16 protein-coding genes, 1 tRNA gene and 1 pseudogene are annotated in these 15776 nt (G+C 65.9%); 14 read left to right on the forward strand and 4 right to left on the reverse strand.

Annotation, left to right across the window (positions count from 1 at the left end; translation table 11 throughout):
• The first annotated feature begins 4 nt into the window (after positions 1-4).
• From cyoB to QFZ54_RS14760, 11 genes are all read left to right on the forward strand, one after another.
• Complete coding sequence (gene cyoB / locus QFZ54_RS14710; RefSeq protein ID WP_307088283.1) at positions 5-2005, forward strand: cytochrome o ubiquinol oxidase subunit I; 2001 nt, start codon at positions 5-7, stop codon at positions 2003-2005.
• A 4-nt stretch (positions 2006-2009) separates the two neighbouring features.
• Entirely contained in the window at positions 2010-2636 is a 627-nt protein-coding gene (cyoC, locus tag QFZ54_RS14715; RefSeq protein WP_307088285.1) for a cytochrome o ubiquinol oxidase subunit III, read from the forward strand.
• Complete coding sequence (cyoD, locus tag QFZ54_RS14720) at positions 2633-3016, forward strand: cytochrome o ubiquinol oxidase subunit IV (protein WP_307088286.1); 384 nt, start codon at positions 2633-2635, stop codon at positions 3014-3016. Before cyoC ends, cyoD begins: the two co-directional genes overlap by 4 nt.
• Positions 3016-3738, forward strand: coding sequence for an SURF1 family protein (locus QFZ54_RS14725; protein WP_307088288.1), 723 nt, complete (start codon positions 3016-3018; stop codon positions 3736-3738). Before cyoD ends, QFZ54_RS14725 begins: the two co-directional genes overlap by 1 nt.
• Positions 3735-5048, forward strand: coding sequence for an ATP-binding protein (locus QFZ54_RS14730; RefSeq protein ID WP_373458536.1), 1314 nt, complete (start codon positions 3735-3737; stop codon positions 5046-5048). The genes QFZ54_RS14725 and QFZ54_RS14730 overlap by 4 nt, the downstream gene beginning before the upstream one ends.
• A gap of 10 nt (positions 5049-5058) precedes the next feature.
• Entirely contained in the window at positions 5059-5592 is a 534-nt protein-coding gene (locus tag QFZ54_RS14735) for a response regulator transcription factor (protein ID WP_307088290.1), read from the forward strand.
• A gap of 36 nt (positions 5593-5628) precedes the next feature.
• Positions 5629-6072, forward strand: coding sequence for a spore photoproduct lyase family protein (locus QFZ54_RS14740; RefSeq protein ID WP_307088292.1), 444 nt, complete (start codon positions 5629-5631; stop codon positions 6070-6072).
• Complete coding sequence (locus QFZ54_RS14745) at positions 5984-6697, forward strand: spore photoproduct lyase family protein (protein ID WP_307088294.1); 714 nt, start codon at positions 5984-5986, stop codon at positions 6695-6697. Before QFZ54_RS14740 ends, QFZ54_RS14745 begins: the two co-directional genes overlap by 89 nt.
• Before the next feature lie 76 nt (positions 6698-6773).
• Positions 6774-7568 (forward strand): DODA-type extradiol aromatic ring-opening family dioxygenase, encoded by a 795-nt coding sequence (locus QFZ54_RS14750; RefSeq protein ID WP_307088296.1) that lies wholly within the window; start codon positions 6774-6776, stop codon positions 7566-7568.
• Between the two features lie 11 nt (positions 7569-7579).
• Positions 7580-8152 (forward strand): NADPH-dependent FMN reductase, encoded by a 573-nt coding sequence (locus tag QFZ54_RS14755; RefSeq protein WP_307088298.1) that lies wholly within the window; start codon positions 7580-7582, stop codon positions 8150-8152.
• A gap of 1 nt (position 8153) precedes the next feature.
• Positions 8154-9008 carry a pirin family protein gene (locus tag QFZ54_RS14760; protein ID WP_307088300.1) on the forward strand — a complete coding sequence of 285 codons (855 nt, stop codon included), beginning with the start codon at positions 8154-8156 and terminating at the stop codon, positions 9006-9008.
• Here the strand turns inward: QFZ54_RS14760 and QFZ54_RS14765 are convergent.
• The gene (locus QFZ54_RS14765; protein ID WP_307088302.1) at positions 9005-9862 is read right to left on the reverse strand and encodes a peptidylprolyl isomerase; all 858 of its coding nucleotides are present in this window, start codon (positions 9860-9862) and stop codon (positions 9005-9007) included. The genes QFZ54_RS14760 and QFZ54_RS14765 overlap by 4 nt on opposite strands.
• A gap of 88 nt (positions 9863-9950) precedes the next feature.
• On the opposite strand from QFZ54_RS14765, the gene QFZ54_RS14770 reads away from it, so the two are divergent.
• Together QFZ54_RS14770 and QFZ54_RS14775 are read left to right on the forward strand one after the other, a co-directional pair.
• Positions 9951-10041: transfer RNA gene (locus QFZ54_RS14770), tRNA-Ser, on the forward strand.
• Between the two features lie 520 nt (positions 10042-10561).
• A pseudogene (locus QFZ54_RS14775) lies at positions 10562-11856 on the forward strand (methyltransferase family protein).
• 144 nt (positions 11857-12000) lie between these two features.
• Here the strand turns inward: QFZ54_RS14775 and QFZ54_RS14780 are convergent.
• The 3 genes from QFZ54_RS14780 to QFZ54_RS14790 all read right to left on the reverse strand — a co-directional run bounded on the left by QFZ54_RS14780 (position 12001) and on the right by QFZ54_RS14790 (position 14750).
• Entirely contained in the window at positions 12001-13374 is a 1374-nt protein-coding gene (locus tag QFZ54_RS14780) for a glutamate--cysteine ligase (RefSeq protein WP_307088304.1), read from the reverse strand.
• Positions 13375-13438: 64 nt separating this feature from the next.
• The gene (locus tag QFZ54_RS14785) at positions 13439-14224 is read right to left on the reverse strand and encodes a 16S rRNA (uracil(1498)-N(3))-methyltransferase (RefSeq protein ID WP_307088306.1); all 786 of its coding nucleotides are present in this window, start codon (positions 14222-14224) and stop codon (positions 13439-13441) included.
• 364 nt (positions 14225-14588) lie between these two features.
• Positions 14589-14750, reverse strand: a complete 162-nt coding sequence (locus QFZ54_RS14790) for a hypothetical protein (protein ID WP_307088307.1) — start codon at positions 14748-14750, stop codon at positions 14589-14591.
• 83 nt (positions 14751-14833) lie between these two features.
• Between QFZ54_RS14790 and ubiA the strand changes: the two genes are divergently transcribed.
• Positions 14834-15775: a 4-hydroxybenzoate octaprenyltransferase gene (gene ubiA, locus QFZ54_RS14795; RefSeq protein ID WP_307088310.1), complete on the forward strand. Its 942-nt coding sequence runs from the start codon at positions 14834-14836 to the stop codon at positions 15773-15775.
• Position 15776: the final 1 nt, after the last annotated feature.

The raw sequence follows: 15776 nt of genomic DNA on the forward strand, positions 1-15776 counted from the left end.
CATCATGAACGACACCCTGTTGAAGACTATCTTCGGCCGCCTGACCCTGGAGTCGCTGCCGCTGCACGAACCGATCGTCGTCGCCACCTTCGCGATGGTCGCGATCGGTGGTCTCGGCCTCGTCGCGGCGCTGACCTATTTCAAGGTCTGGGGCTATCTGTGGAAAGAATGGTTCACGAGCGTGGACCACAAGAAGATCGGGATCATGTACATGATCCTCGCGATCGTCATGTTGCTGCGCGGGTTCTCCGACGCGATCATGATGCGCGCGCAGCAGGCGATGGCGTTCAACGGTAGCGAAGGCTATCTGACCGCGCATCACTACGACCAGGTCTTCACCGCGCACGGCGTGATCATGATCTTCTTCGTGGCGATGCCGATGGTCACGGGCCTGATGAACTATGTCGTCCCGCTCCAGATCGGTGCGCGCGACGTGTCGTTCCCGTTCCTCAACAATTTCAGCTTCTGGATGACCACGGCCGGTGCCGTGATCGTGATGATGTCGCTGTTCATCGGTGAGTTCGCGCGGACCGGCTGGCTCGCGATGCCGCCCCTTTCGGGACTGGCGTATTCGCCGGACGTCGGTGTCGATTACTATATCTGGGCGTTGCAGATCGCGGGCATCGGGACATTGTTGTCCGGCGTCAATCTGGTCGCGACCATCGTCAAGATGCGCGCGCCCGGCATGACCATGATGAAGATGCCGATCTTCACCTGGACGTCGCTCTGCACCAACATCCTGATCGTCGCTGCCTTCCCGGTGCTGACCGCGGTTCTCGCGATGCTGTCGCTCGACCGCTACATCGGCACCGCGTTCTTCACGAACGACGCCGGCGGCAACCCGATGATGTACGTCAACCTGATCTGGATCTGGGGTCACCCCGAGGTCTACATCCTGGTCCTGCCGGCGTTCGGCATCTTCTCGGAGGTCACCTCGACCTTCTCGGGCAAGCGCCTCTTCGGCTACAGCTCGATGGTCTATGCGACGCTCGTCATCACGATCCTCGCCTATCTCGTCTGGCTGCACCACTTCTTCACGATGGGCTCCGGCGCGAGCGTGAACTCGTTCTTCGGCATCACCACGATGATCATCTCGATCCCGACAGGGGCCAAGATCTTCAACTGGCTGTTCACTATGTACAAGGGCCGGATCCGGTTCGAACTGCCGATGATGTGGACGATTGCCTTCATGGTGACCTTCACGATCGGCGGCATGACCGGCGTCCTGCTCGCGGTGCCGCCCGCCGATTTCGTGCTGCACAACTCGCTGTTCCTGGTCGCGCATTTCCATAACGTGATCATCGGCGGCACGCTGTTCGGCATGTTCGCAGGGATCAACTATTGGTTCCCGAAGGCGTTCGGCTTCAAGCTGGACAAGAAGTGGGGCACGATCTCGTTCTGGTGCTGGGTCGTTGGCTTCTACTTCGCGTTCATGCCGCTCTACGTGCTCGGCCTGATGGGCGTCACCCGCCGGATGCGCTATTTCGACGATCCGAACCTGCAGATCTGGTTCGTCATCGCCGCCTTTGGTGCAGCGCTGATTGCAGCCGGTATCGGTGCCTTCCTGATGCAGATCTTCGTCAGCATCCGGAACCGCGAGAAGCTCGCCGATCTCAGTGGCGATCCGTGGGGTGGCCGTACGCTGGAGTGGGCGACGTCGTCGCCGCCGCCGGAGTATAACTTCGCGTTCACGCCTATCGTCCACGACCTGGACGCCTGGTACGACATGAAGGACCGCAAGCATGCCCGTCCGGTCTCCGGCTTCAAGGCGATCCACATGCCCAGCGGCACCGGCACGGGCGTCGTGCTGGCGGGTCTGAGCGTGGCCTTCGGGTTCGCGATGATCTGGTACATCTGGTGGCTCGCGGGGCTGGCGCTGGTCGGCATCTTCGGCACGACGATCTTCCACACCTTCAACTACAAGCGCGACTTCTACATCCCGGTCGAGGACGTGATCGCCAGCGAGGACGCGCGCACCCGCCAGCTCGCGATCCAGGGAGCCTGACGCGATGTCCGCCAAACCGATGACCAACGACGGCGACCTGTCGTTCTACGAGCTCGACGAGCACGAGCATCCGGAAGGCAGCAGCACGATGCTGGGCTTCTGGATGTACCTGATGAGCGATTGCCTCATCTTCGCGGTGCTGTTCGCGGCCTATGCCGTGCTCGGCAACAGCTATGCCGGCGGTCCCAGCCCGAAGGAGATCTTCGAGCTGCCGCTGGTGGCGGTGAACACCGCGATGCTGCTTTTCTCGTCGATCACCTACGGCTTCGCGATGCTGTCGATGGAGGAAGGGCGCCAGCGCATCATGCAGATGTGGCTGATCTTCACCGGGCTGTTCGGCCTGTGCTTCCTGTCGATCGAGATGTACGAGTTCGCGACCCTCATCCATGAGGGTGCGGGCCCGACCCGCAGCGCGTTCCTGTCGTCGTTCTTCACGCTGGTCGGCACGCACGGCCTTCACGTCACGATGGGCCTGATCTGGCTCGTCACGCTGATGGTGCAGGTCCAGAAGCACGGCCTGATCGCCGCGAACAAGCGTCGCCTGATGTGCCTCAGCATGTTCTGGCATTTCCTCGACGTCATCTGGATCGGCGTCTTCACTTTCGTCTATCTGATGGGCACCCTACGATGAGCGACCCCCAAGCACCGGCGAACAATCCGCACGCCGATCACGACCACGACAATGGCGCCGCACACGGCACGCGTGGCAGCTATCTCAAGGGGTTCTTCCTCTCGGTCATACTGACCGCGATCCCGTTCTGGATCGTGATGACGGACGCGTTCAAGGATCCGTCGACCGCCGCGCTCGTCGTGATGGTGTTCGCGGTCGCGCAGATCGTCGTCCACATGATCTACTTCCTGCACATGAGCGGCAAGTCGGAGGGCGGTTGGACGATGATGGCACTGATCTTCACGATCATCCTCGTCGTCATCACGCTCGCCGGGTCGATCTGGGTGATGTACCACATGAACAGCAACATGATGCCGATGCAGGCCGCGGCAGACATGTGATGCAGACGCGACCGGGCCCTGCCGTCTATGTCGCAGGCCTGGTTGCGCTGTTGCTGTTCGCCGGGTTCATGGCGCTCGGCATCTGGCAGGTCGAGCGCCGCGCCTGGAAGCTCCAACTGATCGAACAGGTCGCGGCCCGCGCGCATGCCGCACCGGTCGCGCCACTTGGCCCTGCGTCCTGGGGCGCGATCACCGCCAACACCGATGCTTATCGTCGCATCCGCCTCGACGGCACCCTGGATAATACGCGTGAGACGCTGGTGCGCGCCGCCACCGCGCTCGGTAGCGGCTATTGGGTCGTTACGCCCTTGCGGACCGTCCAAGGCTTCACCGTTCTCGTCAACCGCGGCTATGTCTCGCCCGAGCAGCGCGTTGCGCATGCCAAGCCGACCGGCCCGGTCGCGATCACCGGCTATCTCCGCACCACCGAGCCCGGCGGCGGCTTCCTTCGCAGCAACGACCCCGCGACGGGGAAATGGTACTCGCGCGATGTCGCCGCGATCGCCAAGGCGCGCGGTCTGTCGAACGTCGCGCCGTATTTCGTCGATGCGGACAAGTCCGGTACCGCGGCGCCGATCGGTGGGCTGACGATCATCGCCTTTCCGAACAACCACCTCGTCTACATGCTGACCTGGTTCGCGCTCGCTGCGATGACGATCGTCGCGTTCGTCGTGTTCTTGCGCCAGGATATGCGCAAGCGGCGCGGGGTTGTGGACATATGACCTCCGCGTCCGCACGCCTGGGCTGGCAACGCTGGCTTGCGCTCGCCACTGCGCGGACCGACGCGACCGGCAACGCCAACATGCGACAGCTCGTGACGCTGCGCTGGATCGCGGTCGCGGGCCAGCTCGTGACGATCGTGTTCGCGCGCTTCGCCCTCGGCTTCGACCTGCCGCTCGTCCCGATGATGGCCGCACTGGCCGCCGCGGTCGCGCTCAACCTGGCGAGCATGCCGCTCTATGGATGGCGCAAAGGCGCCAACGTCCAGCTGCTGCTCGCGCTGCTGTTCGACGTCGGCCTGCTTACCACGCAGCTCTATCTGGCGGGTGGCGCGACCAACCCGTTCATCTCGCTCTACCTGCTCCACGTCGTGCTCGGCGCGGTGTTGCTCGATCGCTGGTCGAGCTGGGCGATCGTCGCCGTCACCGCCGCCTGTTTCGGCGTGCTGACGGTGTATTACCACCCGCTGATCCTGCCCCCCGATTACAGCGGCGAGTATTTCCTGCTCTATACGATCGGCTCGCTGCTCTGCTTCATGCTGATCGCGACGCTGCTGATGCTGTTCATGACCCGCATCACCGGCAATCTGCGCGCTCGTGACACGCGTCTGGCCGACCTGCGCCAGCAGGCCGCGGAGGAGGATCACATCGTCCGCATGGGACTATTGGCGTCCGGGGCCGCGCACGAACTGGGCACGCCGCTCGCGTCGATCGCGGTGATCCTCGCCGACTGGCGCCGCATGCCGACGCTCGCGCAGGACGCCGACCTGCAGGCCGAAATCGTCGAGATGCAGTCCGAGGTGCAGCGCTGCAAGGCGATCGTCACCGGCATATTGCTGTCGGCCGGCGAAGCGCGCGGCGAGGCGCCCGAGATCATGCCGCTGCACCAGTTCCTCGACGCGATCGTCGACGAATGGCGTGCGGTGCACCCGTCGGTCGATTTCGACTATACCACCCGAGTCGGCGACGATCCGCAGGTCGTGTCCGACCCTGCACTCAAACAGGTGATCGCCAACGTGCTCGACAATGCCGCCGAAGCCTCGCCGCACTGGGTCGCGTTTCGCGGCGAACGCAACGACGGCAACCTCGCGCTGATCGTCCGCGATCGCGGGCCGGGCTTCAGCAAGGAACGCCTCGCCAGCTTCGGCAAACCCTACCAGTCGAGCAAGCGCGAACCGGGTCACGGCCTCGGCCTGTTCCTCGCGGTCAACGTCATGCGCAAGCTTGGCGGCGGCGTGTCCGTCGTGAACTGCGACGATGGCGGCGCGGAAGTCACGATCAGCATGCCTCTCTCGGCGATCGCGCTCTCATGAGGACTACGGCATGAGCGAACCCGCCCTGCTCGCGATCGTCGAAGACGACGAGACGTTCGCCCGCACCCTTCGCCGCTCGTTCGAACGCCGCGGCTATGACGTGATGCAGGCCGCCAGCCACGAGGAACTCGTCGAACAACTGGCGGAGCGCACGCCGCGCTACGCCGTCGTCGACCTGAAGCTCGGCGGCGCGTCCGGCCTCGTCTGCGTTCAGACGCTCCACGCGCATGATCCCGACATCATCGTCGTCGTCCTCACGGGCTTCGCGAGCATCGCCACCGCGGTCGAGGCGATCAAGCTCGGCGCGTCGCACTATCTCGTCAAACCCTCCAACACCGACGACATCGAAGCTGCGTTTGATCGCACCGACGGAGTCGTCGACACCGAACTCTCCGAGCGTCCGACCTCGATCAAGACGCTCGAATGGGAGCGGATCCACACCACGCTCGCCGAAACCGACTTCAACATATCGGAAACCGCGCGCCGTCTCGGCATGCACCGCCGCACACTCGCGCGGAAGCTGGAGAAACGCCCCGTCAAATAACGGCAACGCTTGGGCGAAGGCGCGCGTTGTCGTTCGATGCCAGCGCCACAATCCTCACGACTCTGGCAGCCGAAGCGACTGCTCGCGACACCGTCCGCGCTGACCTGGGATCACGGCGCCGAGATCGCCGCGCGGGCTACTGCACTCGGCGTGCCCGTCACGACGCTACCGAGCGACCGCCTCAAGCTCGATCTCCCCGACGACTCCCGCCGCGCCTATGCCGAAGCCAAGGCAACGCTGGCGCTCGTCGTCGCGCCGCCCTCGAAGCGCAAGCTTCAGCCGATCGCCCCCAGCGCCGACTGGCGGATCGACCTCGCCGAGGGCTGCCCCGCGCATTGCGGCTATTGCTACCTCGCCGGCTCGCTGAAAGGGCCACCGATCACGCGCGTCTATGCGAACCTCCCCGAGATCCTCGCCGAACTCCCCCGCGCATCTCGGCCAGGGCACCGTCACGTCGCGCTCGACCGCCCGCGCGCATGAGGGCACGACGTTCGAGGCGTCCTGCTACACCGACCCGCTCGGCATCGAGCACGTCACTGGATCGCTGTCCGCGCTGATCGCGCATTTCGGTGCGTGGGAGGCCGACGTGCAGCTCCGCTTCACCACGAAGTTCGACACGGTCGAGCCATTGCTGTCGCTAGACCACCGCGGCCGCACGCGGATGCGCGCCTCGATCAACCCCGCCGCGTATGCGCGCTTCGAAGGCGGTACGAGCCCGGTTGCCGCGCGGTTGGCGGCGCTGCGGAAAATGGCGGACGCGGGCTACAAGATCGGCCTGACGGTCGCCCCGATCATCGCCGCCGAAGGTTGGCGGGAGGCGTATGGCGAATTACTGGCGGAGGCGGGCAGGGTGCTCGCCGACGTGCCGGACGTGACGATCGAACTGATCACCCACCGTTATACGCCGGGATCGAAGGCGGTGCTCGAGACCTGGTATCCCGGCTCGTCGCTCGACCTCAGCATGGCAAATCGTACCGAGAAGCGCACCAAGTTCGGCTCGGTGAAATACGTCTACGACGCCGATACGATGCGCGCGCTTCGCAGTTTCTTTCAGGACGGGATCGCGGCCAAGCTCCCTGGGGCTAGGATACTCTACTGGACGTGACGGTGCGCGCGTCCAGCAACGCAGCGTTGCCATTCACGGCCTTCCGATCGCCGCCGCCGCTGCCTAGGTTCGGACCATGACCGACACCCGCCAGCCAACGTTCTTCATCCCGCACGGGGGCGGACCGTGTTTCTTCATGGACGATCCTGCGGGTAACTGGACCGGCATGGCGGACTTCCTCAAATCGATCCCGGCGTCGCTCGCCGCCAAGCCAAAGGCGATCCTCGTCGTATCGGGCCATTGGGAAACGCACGGCTTCGCCTTTACCGGCTCCGCCAAGCCGCCGCTGGTCTACGACTATGGCGGGTTCCCGGCGCATACCTACGAGCTTCGCTACGACGCGCCCGGAGACCCTGTGCTGGCCGCCCGCTCTGCCGACCTTATGCGCGGCTTCGGGCTAATCGCCACAGTCGACCCGACGCGGGGCCTCGACCACGGCGTCTTCGTGCCCATGAAGGTCGCGTTTCCCGACGCCGACATCCCGGTCGTCGAGATGTCCGTCGATCGCGATCTCGACCCGGCGCTCCACGCTGCCGCGGGCCGCGCGCTGGCCCCGCTCCGCGACGAGGGTGTGCTGATCGTCGGTTCGGGCATGAGCTTCCACAATATGCGCGGGTACGGCGACCCGCGCTTCACCACACCGTCCGAAGCGTTCGACCAGTGGCTCACCGGGGCCGTGGAGTCCGAATCGACCGCTCGAACCGCAGCGCTAGCCGACTGGGCCGAAGCCCCCGCCGGTCGCCTCTCGCACCCCCGCGAGGAGCATCTCCTGCCGCTGATGGTCGCCGCCGGTGCCTCGGACCAACCCGGCACGCAAGAGTATAGCGAACGCGTGCTGCAAACCGCGATCTCCGGCTACCGCTTCACCTAAAAGGAATGTCCATGCCCCTTCCCGTCCTGCTCGCGATCTCCGGCAGCCTGCGCCGCGGCTCGTACAATACCGCGATCCTGACCACGCTCGGCGAAGCGGTCGCCGACAAGGCCGCGCTCACGATCTTCGCGCTGAACGACGTGCCGCTCTACGATCAGGATGCCGACACCGACACGCCCCCCGAAGCCGTCGCGGCCCTGCGCGCGGCGATCGGCGCGGCCGACGGGATCGTCATCGCAGCTCCCGAATACAACCACGGCATCTCGGGCGTCCTGAAGAACGCGCTCGACTGGGCCTCGCGCCCGCACGGCAAGGCGACGCTGACGGGCAAGCCGGTCTTCACGCTGACCTCCTCGCCGGGCGCGGTCGGCGGCGCGCGCGCGCATGCGCAACTCAACGAGACGCTGGCCTCGATCGGTGCCCGGACCGTGCTGCGCCCCCAAGCTGTCGTCGGCGCGGTGCACGAGAAGATCGCGGACGGCCGCCTCACCGACCAGCGTACGCTCGACTTCCTGGTCGGCGGAATAGACGACCTGCTCGCCGACATCGCCCGCCCCACTGCGGCCGACCGCGAGGCATCCTGACATGCGGCAGGTCCTCAACCAGTATCCGGCCCAGCGCGACGACATCGCCGATCTGGTCACCCGGCGCCCGCTGCCGGGGCCGGGCCTGCCGCAGGTCGATCCGTTCCTGTTCCTCAACCATCATGGCCCGCAGACCTATTGCCCCGGCAACAGCGGCCTCCCGTTCGGCCCGCATCCGCATCGCGGGTTCGAAACCGTCAGCTTCATCCTGAAGGGCGAGATGGCGCATCTCGACAGCGGCGGCCACGAAAGCGTGATCCGCGCGGGCGGCGTCCAGTGGATGACCGCCGGCTCGGGCCTGATCCACGCGGAAATCTCGCCAGCGTCGTTCAAGCGCGACGGCGGCCCGCTGGAAATCTTGCAACTCTGGGTCAATCTTCCGGGCCGCCTCAAGATGACCAAGCCCGCTTATACCGGCCTTCAACGAGAGGACATTCCTGCGATCCCGGTCGATGGCGGTGTCGTCAACCTGATCTCGGGCGGCTTCGGAGGCGTGCGCGGCCCGATCGAGTCGCTGACCGATGTCGCGATGATGACCGTCGAACTCGAAGCCGGCGCAAAGGTCGACCTGCCGGCGCCAAGTGGTCGCGCGGTCTTCTTCTACGTCGTCGCCGGTTCGCCATCGGCCAACGGCACGCCGATCAAGCCGCAGCACCTCGCCACGTTCGCGGTGGACGGCGACACGATCACCGTTAAGACCGAAGCACCTGCCACGATCTTGTACGGCCATGCCGACCCGATCGGCCAACCCGTCATGTCCCACGGCCCCTTCGTGATGAACACCCGCGAGGAAATCGTCCGCGCGATCGAGGATTATAATGCCGGCCTGTTCGGCAAGCCGCCGGTCGTTCGTTAGCGCGCCTTGCGCACCGGGGGCAGCGCGGCACAGATGTCGGCGCCGCCCGCCGGCACCGTGAAGAACGGCCCCGCCCGGTTCTCGCGCGAGGCGATCCAGGCGATGAACCGGGCATTGTCCGCAGCGCGATATTCGAAGCGCGGTCGCTGGGCGGCAGGCAACTCACTTGCGAGACGGGCAGACACGATCGGGCTACGCTCCCCGTCGGTCTTGTAGAACCCCAGATCGCCCGTTCCCCGCGGCAGCGACGACAGCCACTCGATACCGTCGATCACCCGGCCCACCACCGCGATATTGCGGTCCAGCGCGCGCGGCGAATGGCCGATCACGGTGTAGAGTTCCGCACCGCTGCCCGTGCTCGGCGCCAGATCGCGCGCGACGCCGACCATGCCGTAGCAATGCGGCAGCCACTCGGTCGCGCCATTGCCCGCCAGTGGCCACCCGTCGCGGCTATACCCCGCCCATTCGGCATAGGGATCGCGCTGCGACAGCCGTGCCACTGTGGTCGGCCCGGCATGCGAATATTCCGCCGGCGGATTGGCGACGACGCCTGCGGCCAACGGTTTCTTCTCGGTCGCATCGCCCCATTGCGCGACGTAGTTGTCCTGTAGCCGGTAGACGCTGGTCCCGAGATCCCACCAATGGGCGGCGGCGAGCTTGCGGATGTTGGCGATGTGCACGGGCGCATATTTGGGCGCGAGCCGCACGGTGAACCGGTGCCTATTGGCCAGCGTGAACACGAGCAGTTCGTCGTCCGGAATTGCGACCCAATCCGTCGGGATCGGATCGGAGGGCAGCGTGGCGGCGACCGGAACGGCTTGCGCGAGCGCGGTAGCGATAAGAAGATTCAGCATCGCCGCAGACTGCCCGAGCACCTCCCCGCACGCAATCGCTTGCGCACGCGCGCAACCCGCACTAGCAGACCCCCTTCCAGAGCAATGCGGAGCGGTGGCCGAGTGGTCGAAGGCGCTCGCCTGGAAAGTGAGTATACGTCAAAAGCGTATCGAGGGTTCGAATCCCTCCCGCTCCGCCACCCATTCACCGATGGATCAATCCGGCTCGGCGCGATCGTTGCGGTGCGCTGACCTTTTCCCGCGCCGATCACGATCAGCGCGATTTGTCGATGATCCAGCCTGCCGGGGTGCTCCGCATCGGTCGGCTGCAGTGGCGGCAGATGCTCGTATCCCCGCCCCGGCCCTTGAATTCCGTGTGTCTGCGAGACCGTCGGTGTACGCCGATCATGCATTTGGCACGTTCGATGAGTCTCTTGAACATCGCGATCCCCCCGGGTCGCAATGTAACGGCAGATGTGGCGCCCGCGATTAAATTCGCGGTCATGCGGGTCTCGAAATGGAACATCGGTAGTCGGCGATTTGCCGGCAAGTTCGCGGACGATGTTGCTTGCCTCGACTATGATCTGTGTTGTCACATCTTGCCGTTCCCGGTGGGCCGTTCGCGGTGGGGCCGATCCCAGTGGGGCACCCCCTGGAAGGGGCCGGCCTCGAAAACATGCTTCATGGCTTGCTTACCGATCCGCGTTAATGACCGCCCGCATGGATGACGCCGCCCAGCTTGCCCATCGGGCCGAAGCCGACCCTCGTCCGCGATCCGCGGTCAGCCATGGTGCGGGTCTGTCGGGGCTGATCGGCGTGCTCGCATGGATCGGGTTTGCGCGGCATTTCGGCATGGACGGGCCGTATTCGGCGCTGTGAACGTCGGGGCCTGCGGGCTGCCGATGGTCGCCTGGTCGTTGCTGATCGACAAGGTCCACCGCAGCCCCAGCACCGGGATCGACTGGTCTGCGCGAAAGCCGTTGCGCGAGACGCTGGACCTGAGCCTGACGAAGCTTGCCGGACTATGGGCGACCTGGACGGCGATCGCGGTCATCTATGACACCGGGCGCTTTTATTGGCAGGGCAATTTCGCGTTTGCGATCTAGTGCTTCACCAACGCCGCGCCGATCCTGTTCGTCGCCCCGATACCCTATGTGCTGTGGATCGACCGCTATCTGGTCGAGCCGCGCGACGGTGCGTGGCATCTTGGCGCCTGGCTGACCGGGCAGGCGGGCGTCGACCGCGAGGCGATCTACGGTCACCTCCGCGCATGGGGCGTGAAGACGTTCTTCCTCGCCTTCATGCTCGCGATCGTGCCGCCGGGGTTCGGCGATTTCGTTCGCGGCGACGTCTCGATCGTTCTCCGCGATCCGGTGGCGCTGTCGGGCTGGCTGGTGACGCTGATGCTCCTGATCGACGTGGCGTTCGCGACGGTCGGCTATCTGCTGACGTTCCGGCCGCTCGATTCGCATATCCGCAGCGCCAATCCGTACGCGGCGGCGTGGATGCCTGCGCTGATGTGCTATCCGCCGTTCATCCTGATGAATACGGGTGGGCCGCTCGATTATCACCCCGGTACGTCGGACTGGGCATACTGGTTCCAGGGGCATCCGGTCCTGCTTGCGCTGATCGGGACGGTGCTGGTCGGGCTGACCGCGATCTATGCGTGGGCGACGATGGCGTTCGGGTTCCGTTTCTCGAACCTGACCAACCGCGGGATCCTGACGCATGGGCCGTATGCGGTGTCGCGGCACCCGGCGTATCTTTCGAAGAATCTGTTCTGGTGGATCTCGACGATCCCGGTGCTGACGCTTGGCAGCCTGGTCGACGCGGTGCGGGCGACGTTGCTGTTGGCGGCGGTCAGCGGCGTTTATTACTGGCGCGCGAAGACCGAGGAGCGGCATCTGAAGCTCGATCCGGATTACCGTGCGTATTTCGCGTGGATGACGCGCAACGGGTTCGTGCCGCGGTTGTTTACGAGGCTGCGGGGGACGCTTCAGGCAGGCCACGCGTAACCCCGTCACCCTGACGAAAGTCAGGGTCCAGGGTTACGGGCGGGGCGCTGTTTGGCTCTGGATCCTGACTTTCGTCAGGATGACGGCAAGATCGTCAGGATGACGGGAAACTATATCTCGGCTCTCCTTCGCCGACCGGAGGAGTTAGAAGCTGGCTTCGTCGTAGACCTTCGAGACGTCGCCACCCCAGATGCCATTGTAGCGATCGAGCAGCACTTCGGCGGGCACCTTGCCGCTGCGGACGATCTCGCGCAGCGGGTCGAGGAAGCCGCTCTCGTTGTCGCCCGCCCGGTTGAAGCGCGCGCGTGCCGACAGGCCGGCGCCGGCGATGTCGAGTACCTGGCCTGCGATATCGCGCAGCTTGCCGCCGCCCGCGATCGGCGCGTCGAGAGCCAGCTTCGGGACCGCATCGCGGAGCGACTGGCGCTCGTCGATGGTCCAGTCCTTGACGAGGTCCCATGCCGCATCGAGCGCACCCTGGTCGTACAGCAACCCGACCCACAAGGCCGGCAGCGCGCAAATCCGGTTCCACGGCCCGCCATCGGCACCGCGCATCTCGAGGAAGGTCTTCAGCCGCACCTCGGGGAAAGCGGTCGACAGATGATCGGTCCAATCGTCGAGCGTCGGCTTTTCGCCCGGCAGGACGCTGAGTTCGCCCCTTAGGAAGTCGCGGAACGACAGCCCGGCGGCGTCGATATACTTGCCCTCGCGGTAGACGAAGTACATCGGCACATCGAGCGCGTACTCGGCGTAGCGCTCGTACCCGAAGCCGTCCTCGAACACGAACGGCAGCATGCCGGTGCGGTGCGGATCGGTGTCGGACCAGATATGGCTGCGATACGACAGCATGCCGTTCGGCTTGCCTTCGGTGAACGGCGAGTTCGCAAACAGCGCGGTCGCGAGCGGCTGGAGCGCGAGCCCGACGCGGAATTTCTTCACCATGTCCGCCTCGGATGCGTAATCCAGGTTCACCTGGATCGTGCAGGTCCGCAGCATCATGTCGAGGCCCATGCTGCCGACGTGCGGCATGTGCCGCAGCATGATCGCGTAGCGCCCCTTCGGCATCGTTGGCAGTTCGGCACGCGTCTTGTCCGGCCACATGCCGAGCCCGAGGAAGCCGATGCCGAGCTTCTCGCCCGCGGCCTTCACTTGCTCCAGATGACGGCCGGTCTCGGCGCAGGTCTCGTGCAGGCTGTCGAGCGGCGCGCCGGAGAGTTCGAACTGGCCCGCGGGCTCCAGGCTGATGCTGCCGTCGGGACCCGACATGGCGATGGCGTTGCCGCCTTCCATGACCGGCTTCCAGCCATATTGCTCCAGCTCGCCGAGCAGCGCGCGGATGCCGCTGGGCTCGTCATACGACGGCGCGTGGTGATCGCCGTTCGCATAGACGAACTTCTCGTGCTCGGTGCCAATCCGCCACGCGTCCTTCGGCTTCTCGCCGCCCGCGAAGCTGGCGATCAACTGGTCGCGCGACTCGATCGTCGGGCTGGTCTTGAGCGGGGCTGGATTCGTCGTCATCGCCGCGCCTTACGCGCCGATGAACGAGGGTGCTAGAGGGGATTCGGACCAATCGGTATCAATGTCATGCACCCGCCCGATCGGCGCTCCAATCGGCGCTCCAATCGGCGCTCCAGTCACCGGCGGCCGCCATCCATAACGCGACGGCGGCACCCGCCGCGGTTTCCGCCCGCAGGATGCGTGGCCCGAGGCCGATGCCGACCGCGTTCGGATGCGCGCGGATCGCCTCGCGTTCGTCCGCATCGAAGCCACCCTCGGGTCCGATGAGGATCGCGGCCGGACCGGGTCGCGACCGCATCGCCTCCAGCGCTGGCACGCCGCCGGTCTCGTCCGCGAAGAACAGCGCGCGATCGGCGGGCCAGTCGCGGAGCAGGGCGGCGAGCTTCACCGGTTCGGTAACCTCGGGGAGCGCGGTGCGCCCGCATTGCTCGGCCGCCTCGATCATCTGCGTCCGCAGGCGATCGGTATTGGGCTTGTCGACGATCGTCCGCCGCGTGACGACGGGCTGCAGCCGCGCGACGCCGAGTTCGCACGCCTTCTCCGCCATCCAGTCGACGCGGCCCTTCTTGAGCGGCGCGGCGCACAGCCACAGATCGGGCACGTCCTCGCGGGGTCGCAGTAGTTCGGTGACGTCGAGCACCAGATCGCGCTTGCCGACGCTCGACGCGACGCCGAGCCATTCGCCAGTGCGGTCGTCGAACAGCTTTACGGGATCGCCGATCTTCAGCCGCATCACGCCTGCGAGATAATGCGCGGCCGGGCCGTCGACGTGGAGCGGGCCGGGTGCGAGCGGCGTGTCGATGAAGAGGCGCGGCGTGGATTGCGGCGGCCATGCGGGAGTTGCGGGCATGGGACGTCCTAGCAAATCCTCCCCGGAACGGGGAGGGGGACCAGCGCAGCTGGTGGAGAGGGGCTTTCGCGCGCGTCACGCTTGCGTTTTGCCCCGGGCGTTGAAAGCGCTGAAGCCGTGAGCCTTTTACCGCCGGGGTTACGCGCGTGGTGATCCCCCTCCACCCTTCGCCTATGGCGAACGGTCCCCCTCCCCGTGCCGGGGAGGATTTGCGCCCTTCTATGCTCCCCTCCCTGGAAGGGAGGGGTTGGGGGTGGGTTGGCCTGTAACTGCCGACACGTTCGCCAAGCGGCCGACCCACCCCCGACCCCTCCCTTTCAGGGAGGGGGGAAGGTCCGCGCTTCCCTGCGCTCACATCGTCAGATCAACGCTTTCGCCGTGCCCACATCTTTCGCGCTACCAGCCACGTCACCGTCAAGACCACGACGCCGAGGATCAACACCCCAGCTACCGCGCCCGCGACCCGGAAGATCCCCCAGAACAGCGCCTCGACGAAGCGGCCGACGGCGACCGAAAGGCCGATCATGCGAGGGGATCCGAACGCGACACTCCCTCGACCCTAGCCGGCAAAGGCTTGCGCGCCAAACCCCGTCTTCCTACGCCCCCGCCATGCAGACCAAGCCGAGCCACGCGGAAATCGTCCCCGACAGCGAACACCGAGGGTTGGTCGGTCGCCTCCCGCCAACCCTCCGCGGCCTGGCGCTCCTAGCCCGCGTCGACCGCCCGATCGGCTGGTGGCTGTTGTTCTGGCCCGGCGCCTGGGGCGTCGCGCTCGCCGGCGGCGCGGTGGAACGCTGGGACCTGATCCTCTTGCTCCTCCTCGGCAGTATCGCGATGCGCGGGGCAGGGTGCGTGTTCAACGACATCGTTGACCGCGACCTCGACGCGCAGGTCGCTCGCACCCGCGCTCGCCCGATCCCCAGCGGGCTCGTCTCGATCAAGCTCGCCTGGATCTGGCTCGTCGCGCTCTGCCTGATCGGGCTCGTGGTCCTCCTCCAACTCACCCCCTTCGCCGCGATCGTCGCGCTCGCCAGCCTCGCCCCCGTCGCCGCCTACCCCTTCATGAAGCGCATCACTTGGTGGCCGCAGGCGTGGCTTGGCATCGTCTTCTCCTGGGCGTTGCTGGTCGGCTGGAGCGACATCGCCGGCGCGCTCGATACGCCGATGTGGCTGCTCTACGCCGGCTCGATCGCATGGGTGATCGGCTACGACACGATCTATGCGCTGCAGGACCGCGAGGACGATGCAATGATCGGCATCCGCTCGTCCGCGCTCCGCATGGGCAGCCATGTTAGGGCCGGCGTCGGTGTCTTTTACATCGCCGCGATCGCGCTCTGGGCCGCCGCCTTCTGGCAAGTCCGGCCCGACCCGCTGGCGATCGCCGCGCTCGTCCCCGTCGCGGTCCATCTCGCGTGGCAGGTCGTCACGCTCAAACCCGACACGCACGAGGGCGCGGGCACCGCCGCACTCGCCCGCTTCCGATCGAACCGGTTCGCCGGACTGCTCATGTTCCTCGCCTGCGTGGTTGTCGGCACGTCCCTCCATCCTTAAG

The sequence above is a fragment of the Sphingomonas faeni genome, assembly GCF_030817315.1.
Taxonomy (GTDB): domain Bacteria; phylum Pseudomonadota; class Alphaproteobacteria; order Sphingomonadales; family Sphingomonadaceae; genus Sphingomonas; species Sphingomonas faeni_C.

Coding starts and splice junctions, on each gene's coding strand:
- QFZ54_RS14765 (WP_307088302.1), bottom strand. CDS start 9,862: ATGCTGAATCTTCTTATCGCTACCGCGCTCGCGCAAGCCGTTCCGGTC.
- ubiA (WP_307088310.1), top strand. CDS start 14,834: ATGCAGACCAAGCCGAGCCACGCGGAAATCGTCCCCGACAGCGAACAC.
- QFZ54_RS14725 (WP_307088288.1), top strand. CDS start 3,016: ATGCAGACGCGACCGGGCCCTGCCGTCTATGTCGCAGGCCTGGTTGCG.
- QFZ54_RS14755 (WP_307088298.1), top strand. CDS start 7,580: ATGCCCCTTCCCGTCCTGCTCGCGATCTCCGGCAGCCTGCGCCGCGGC.
- QFZ54_RS14780 (WP_307088304.1), bottom strand. CDS start 13,374: ATGACGACGAATCCAGCCCCGCTCAAGACCAGCCCGACGATCGAGTCG.
- QFZ54_RS14735 (WP_307088290.1), top strand. CDS start 5,059: ATGAGCGAACCCGCCCTGCTCGCGATCGTCGAAGACGACGAGACGTTC.
- QFZ54_RS14745 (WP_307088294.1), top strand. CDS start 5,984: ATGCGAACCTCCCCGAGATCCTCGCCGAACTCCCCCGCGCATCTCGGC.
- QFZ54_RS14790 (WP_307088307.1), bottom strand. CDS start 14,750: ATGATCGGCCTTTCGGTCGCCGTCGGCCGCTTCGTCGAGGCGCTGTTC.
- QFZ54_RS14730 (WP_373458536.1), top strand. CDS start 3,735: ATGACCTCCGCGTCCGCACGCCTGGGCTGGCAACGCTGGCTTGCGCTC.
- QFZ54_RS14785 (WP_307088306.1), bottom strand. CDS start 14,224: ATGCCCGCAACTCCCGCATGGCCGCCGCAATCCACGCCGCGCCTCTTC.
- cyoC (WP_307088285.1), top strand. CDS start 2,010: ATGTCCGCCAAACCGATGACCAACGACGGCGACCTGTCGTTCTACGAG.
- cyoB (WP_307088283.1), top strand. CDS start 5: ATGAACGACACCCTGTTGAAGACTATCTTCGGCCGCCTGACCCTGGAG.
- QFZ54_RS14740 (WP_307088292.1), top strand. CDS start 5,629: ATGCCAGCGCCACAATCCTCACGACTCTGGCAGCCGAAGCGACTGCTC.
- QFZ54_RS14750 (WP_307088296.1), top strand. CDS start 6,774: ATGACCGACACCCGCCAGCCAACGTTCTTCATCCCGCACGGGGGCGGA.
- cyoD (WP_307088286.1), top strand. CDS start 2,633: ATGAGCGACCCCCAAGCACCGGCGAACAATCCGCACGCCGATCACGAC.
- QFZ54_RS14760 (WP_307088300.1), top strand. CDS start 8,154: ATGCGGCAGGTCCTCAACCAGTATCCGGCCCAGCGCGACGACATCGCC.